General features: G+C 46.0%; 3 protein-coding genes. 1 reads left to right on the top strand and 2 read right to left on the bottom strand.

What is annotated here, in order from left to right:
* Positions 1 to 96 precede the first annotated feature (96 nt).
* Positions 97 to 789, bottom strand: coding sequence for an HAD family hydrolase (locus ACTXGO_RS08525; RefSeq protein WP_435950188.1), 693 nt, complete (start codon positions 787 to 789; stop codon positions 97 to 99).
* 88 nt (positions 790 to 877) lie between these two features.
* Complete coding sequence (locus tag ACTXGO_RS08520; protein ID WP_443574049.1) at positions 878 to 1888, bottom strand: RluA family pseudouridine synthase; 1011 nt, start codon at positions 1886 to 1888, stop codon at positions 878 to 880.
* Between the two features lie 960 nt (positions 1889 to 2848).
* On the opposite strand from ACTXGO_RS08520, the gene ACTXGO_RS08515 reads away from it, so the two are divergent.
* Positions 2849 to 6078: Rne/Rng family ribonuclease (locus ACTXGO_RS08515; RefSeq protein WP_443574047.1), on the top strand; the 3230-nt coding region annotated here is incomplete at its 3' end.

Below are 6078 nucleotides of genomic sequence, written 5' to 3'. Positions count from 1 at the left end.
CCAAGTAAAACTATAGTTCATCATGTAGATAATAAAAAGGGGTTATCGCTATTAACGATAACCCCTTTTTTGGTTAAGATTTTTTAGTTAATAAGGTTATCCGTATAAAAGCGCAACCAATGCCTGCGGTGAGTCAACTTGATAGGTTGGATTTTGCTCAGCAAGAGTGTCGCTGGATGCGGCACCGTAGTTGACCGCAATACTCATCATGCCAAGCGCATTAGCCATTTGGATATCATGGATACTATCACCGATAAACACCGCATCAGCTACCTGCTGCTGGGTATGCATCAAAATATCGTTAAGCATTTGTGGATCAGGTTTAGATCCTGACTCGTCCGCGCCGCGCGTAATCGCAAAGTAGTGCTGACTGTTTGACGCATTTAGCACCCTATCAAGCCCTTGACGTTTTTTGCCTGTTGCTACAGCAAGCGTTTTGCCGCGCTGGCACAATGTTTTTAGCATAGCCTCTATAGGCGCAAAGAGCGGCGTTTTATGGCTGTTGGCGATATAGTACTCAGCGTAACGGTGCTCGATAGATTGTTTTTGCGTATCAGTTGCTTGCGGGTATAAGATTTCAATACCCTTAGTTAAGCTTAAACCGATGATATCCTTTACAGCGTCATCTGTGGTATCAAATCCGTGCGCCTCTCCTGCAACATGCATAGAGGTAACGATAAGCCCTATTGAGTCCATCAAAGTGCCATCCCAATCAAAGATTATCAAAGATTTGTCTGAGGGGTGATTGGCTACTGATAGCGGTGCAGTCTGCGTTGTAGCGTTGTTCATAACTACCCTTTATAGCCTATAAAAATAGCTTGTCCGTATAGTGAGCAAGCCATTATTGATTTTGGTGTGAGTCGTCTTGCTCGCCTGATTATTGTGGTAATGTCTGGTTATCAGGTACCAAAGCAAGCATCTCTTCAGGAAGCGGCGCAGTGATAGTTTTATAGCCTGGAATGTCCAAGCGCCAAGCATGCAAGCACAGACGGTGTACGCCTGATTTGTCATGGACGTTGTATTTATCATCGCCCAAGATCGCATGACCGATATGTGCTAGGTGCACACGTATCTGGTGCGTGCGTCCAGTCAGCGGCTTAGCTTCTATTAAGCTTACTGGCTGATTGTTCAGGGTAAAGCGCGCGTGAACGTTGATGTCCGTTTGACTTTCTTTGGCTAGCTCATCTTGCGCGTCGACCTTGACGCGGCGCTCGCCACTTGCCACTGTATAGCGCAGCAATGGCGCATCAATACGCTGCTCACTCATCGCAGGCTGACCTTTTGCTAGGCACAAATAATGCTTTTGAATGGTTTTGTCCACCAAATGCTGCTGCAAGGTTTTAAGCGTTGAGCGTTTTTTGGAAATCATCAGCAGACCTGAGGTATCTTTGTCGATACGATGGATCAGCTCTAAATATTTTTTGCCCGTAACCTCGCGCATGGCCTCAATAACGCCAAAGTTGAGTCCACTACCGCCGTGAACGGCAATGCCTGAGGGCTTGTTCAGTACAATTAGGCCCTTATCTTCATACACCACACGTGCCAGCAAGCTATTGGCAAATTCGGTACTGATAATAGGCTTCTCGCGGGTCGCGAGCTGTACAGGAGCGATACGTACCACGTCCTCACGCTGTAATCTATCATGCGCCTTGCAGCGCTTGTTATTGACACGAATCTCATCGGAGCGAATCATTTTATAGATATGCGATTTGGGTAGACCTTTGAGACGGTTTAACAAAAAATTATCCAAACGCTGATCGTGCTGATGACGCGTCACCTCAAGATAATTTACTTTTTCAAAGTTGCCAATCTCATCATCTGCGCTTTGCGGGCGAGTTTTGCTATTGAAGATAGCAGGGGCTTTATGAAGGGTGTCGTTGTCTGTCATTACTTGATTTGTCATTTTTAGTTAGGTGTTTACACAAAGATTTGTTATAGTTTAGCATGTTGAGCGCTAATTACGGTAACGTTACGCGTCTCATCCGCTTTTAAAAGACAACCGTGACACCCTTTTTTTACTTAACGCGCGCATAACGACACTTTGATATATTTTATGGCCTTACAAGCCTTTGATATTAGATCAATTAAGCGGCGCAGTTGAGCAAGTTTAAGCAGATAAGCGATTACCCTTTAGCTGCCTACGTATTGGCGGTCAAACATATTTGATAGTAGATAGTGACAACCCTCCTATCCCAAGCTTAGTTTTAAACCCAAGCTTAGTCTCAAAGACTTTTATTTTGTTTGCCAAGTACGCCCCGCTGATAATAGCAAAGCTATAGAGAGTCGCCCAACTGCCTTTGATGGATATTTTATTCGTAAGAATAATAGATAACCCTATAGAAGTTAACGCTGAGTCTCAAAGATTTACGACCCTTAGCGCGACAGAACAACTAAAACTATTGATTTTTATTACTGGTACTTCCTGATAACTCCTTTAACAGCACTACTTAATGATCCTTAGTATTAAAAGTATCAAGTAGCGCTATTATGTTTTATTACCGACATATTGATTGACAACCAGTATGTACTGCATTTGCTAACAACACATGCAAAAAATTATCAGCTGTTATGCCCAACTGATTATAGCGCTCAAATGAGCGAGATATTTATAGCCCCTACAGGCGGTATAACAGACAGACAAATTATAGACTCACACTTTATAATCTCTGTATAAAGCGCCAATCAATAACGTTGTGCTCCGCTTAGGTCTGCATTTTAAGACCAGCGTAATTACCCAATAGGTTTTACTGCTCTACAATCTAACGTCTATCATCGCGATAATTAATCGCACTTGCCACTGAGCTTATCTGTATATTGTCGTTACTGTGCGTCCTCATAGGATATAAATATGAAACGCATTTTAATCAACGCCACTCAAAACGAAGAGATTCGTGTTGCCCTATGTAAAGGCAATCATCTGTATGATTTTGATCTAGAAAACCGTACCCGCGAACAAAAAAAATCTAACATCTATAAAGGTCATGTGACTCGCGTTGAGCCGTCACTAGAAGCTGTGTTTGTCGAATACGGCTCACAGCGTCAAGGATTTTTGCCGATTCGTGAAATCTCAAGCGAGTATTTAAGCGGTAATCCACGTGATGAAAACATCAAAAAACTCATCAAAGAAGGCGATGAGCTGATCGTACAAGTTGAAAAAGAAGAGCGCGGTAATAAAGGCGCTGCGCTATCGACTTACGTATCACTTGCTGGTCGCTACTTGGTACTGATGCCGAACAATCCACGTGGCGGCGGTATCTCTCGTCAAATCTCAGGAAAGCTTCGTGAAGATATGAAGCGTATGCTCAGCAATCTTGATTTGCCAAAAGGCATGAGCGTTATTATACGCACGGCAGGTATCGGCAAGACGCAAGAAGATCTGCAACATGATTTGAACCATCTGCTCAATATCTGGCAAGCCATTCAAGAACAAAATCAGAAGTATCCCTCCCCGCGCTTGGTACATCAAGAAGCAGGCGTCGTCACGCGTGCGGTGCGTGATTATCTGCGTGATGATATCACTGAGATTTGGATCGATAACGAAAACGCTTACATTGAAGCGGCGGGTTTTATTGATGCGGTTATGCCTAAACAGGCGGAGAAACTGCGCAAATATACCGATTATGAGCCGATGTTCTCACGCTTTAATATCGAAAAACAAATTGAAACCGCCTATCAGCGCGAAGTACGTCTGCCCTCTGGTGGCTCTATTGTTATCGATCAAACCGAAGCTTTGGTCTCTATTGATATCAACTCAGCTAAGTCGACCAAAGGTGCTGATGTCTCTGAAACCGCTTTTCATACCAACCTAGAAGCCGCTGATGAGATTGCTCGTCAATTGCGCCTGCGCGATATGGGTGGCCTTATTGTCATTGATTTTATCGATATGAATGACAACAAGAACCAAAAAGAGGTCGAAAAACGTCTGATTGATGCGACCAAATACGATCGCGCCCGTGTTCAGTTTGGGGAGATCTCCAAGTTCGGTTTGATGGAGATGAGCCGCCAGCGCTTGCGCCCCTCGCTAGAGGAATCAACAGGTTATATCTGCCCGCGCTGTCATGGCAATGGTATGATTCGTGACTTGCGTTCATTATCGCTCTCTATTATGCGCCAAATTGAGCAAATCGCCCTAAAAGAGCGTCAAGGCGAAGTACAAGCTGAAGTGCCAACAGATATCGCCGCCTTTTTGCTCAACGAGAAGCGCGATAGCTTAGTCTATCTTGAGCAAGATAGCGGTACGCGTATTACGATTTTGCCGCATGCCCACCTTGAGTCGCCAAACTTTAAATTGCACTTTAACCGCGACGGTTTTGCGCCCTCAAGCTATGAGCGCATCACTGATACGCAGCAGCAAGAGCACAGTGATTTGGGCTACGATGTTGATTGGCAAACCGCTGATTCAGCGCGTCCAGAGCAGCAGCCTACTCGCCAGCCGCGAGCATCATCAAGCGCTCCAAGTGCGCAAAAGCCAACCACGCCGACTAATGAGCAAGTACGCCAACCCTCAGGTGGATCAGCAAATCAGCGCATCAATAATCAAAGTGCGACTCAAGATAGCGCCGCCCAGCGTAGCAATGATCATCGCGGCAAAAGCAACCACGCGCCAGTAGCAAATCATCAAACTAGTGCTCAAGTAGCGCCAACTGAACAAGCAAGCAATGTCGCCGTAGCCGCCCAGCCGCAAGCCGTTGCTTGGTTATCAAACCTGTTCTCACAAGCGCCGCAAGCACAGACTACGCGTAGTGTCAGTAGCCGCGATGCAGCCGAAGCGATCGAAGCCATCGTTAACACAGGCGCGCAAAGTCGAGGCGCTTTTGGTCAAGTTGACAACGAGGCTCTAAATAGCAAAGAGGCGTCTGAGTCACAGACTGATAATAATCATAAATCTCAGCAAGCGCGTCGCTCTGACAGTGACCGCGATGATGAGAGCAGTGATGATAGACGCCGCCGCAAAACGCGCAAGTCAAGATCATCAAAACCACGCCAAAGGAAAGACTCGCGTGATGACACAAGCGATAATGACAGTAACAGCAATCAAGCTGACAGCGCTCATGACGACAACACTCAAACTAAGCGTCAAGACAATCGTCGTGGCAGCAATCGCAATAGCCGTCAAAGCACTAGCACTCGTCAAAACCAAAACGAGCGCTCAAATGCAGAACAAAAAGAGGATAACTCTGATGAGCAAACGCGCAGCAAACGCAAGTCGCACAGCCAGCGCGGCTCACGTGGTAATCTTGAACGCGGTGAAACGCTAAGCGCTGACGCGGCCCAGCAAACTCAAAGATCTGAGAGTAAAACATCTGGTCAGGCGCGCAGTAAAAGTGACCATCAAGACCCAAATGAGGTAACTTTGCAGATCAATGAGTCACCTGTTAAGTTAAAGACGCCAGAGGTCGTTCATTTATCCTTAGATGATAGTAAGTCAAAGACGACAGAGCAATCGACTACAGCTAAAGAAGCTGATGATAGCCAAGTCAAAGAAAAAGCGGCTATCGATGAGGTGAATCGCGAGGATACGACGCACGATCACAAGTCTGATAACAAGGTTGCTGATGATGCTGAGAGTCAGTCAGTACAGGTAAGCTTGGCGCAACAAGAGCAGACAACGAGCGAGCAGGCAGACAAGCGCGCTGATAATAAGTCGGATGCAAACGCTCAAGAGGCTAAAGAGTTAGCATCTAAAGCGGCACCTACAGAGGCAGCACCCAAAGCAGTTCAAACGCTAGAGACGTCTGCCCCAACAAAAGCGTCAAAGACGTCCGATAATGCTACTAAAGAAGACAAAACCAGTAGCACGCTTGATTTTGATCGTGAGAATCTTTTTGCCGCGCGTTATGTTACGGCCAATAAGTTCGGTCAAGCTGGCAACGATCCGCGCGTTGTACGTCGCTTGCAAGCAAAGTCTGCAAAACCAGCAGACATGCAAGTCACAGAGGTCTCTGCTGCTACGCCAACTATCAGCGGTACGGTTGGTCGATTTATTCATGCGCTCCTACCAAAAGCTGAGTCGCGTTTAGCTGAAGATGGCGTCATCCACTGCTTTATTGAAGCGATTGCGATACATAAAGCCAAAGC

It is taken from the genome of Psychrobacter sp. T6-1 (assembly GCF_052258445.1).
The sequence above is the reverse complement of the archived record's forward strand: the minus strand, read 5'-3'. Positions and strand labels throughout refer to the sequence as shown.

Coding starts and splice junctions, on each gene's coding strand:
- ACTXGO_RS08525 (WP_435950188.1), bottom strand. CDS start 789: ATGAACAACGCTACAACGCAGACTGCACCGCTATCAGTAGCCAATCAC.
- ACTXGO_RS08520 (WP_443574049.1), bottom strand. CDS start 1,888: ATGACAGACAACGACACCCTTCATAAAGCCCCTGCTATCTTCAATAGC.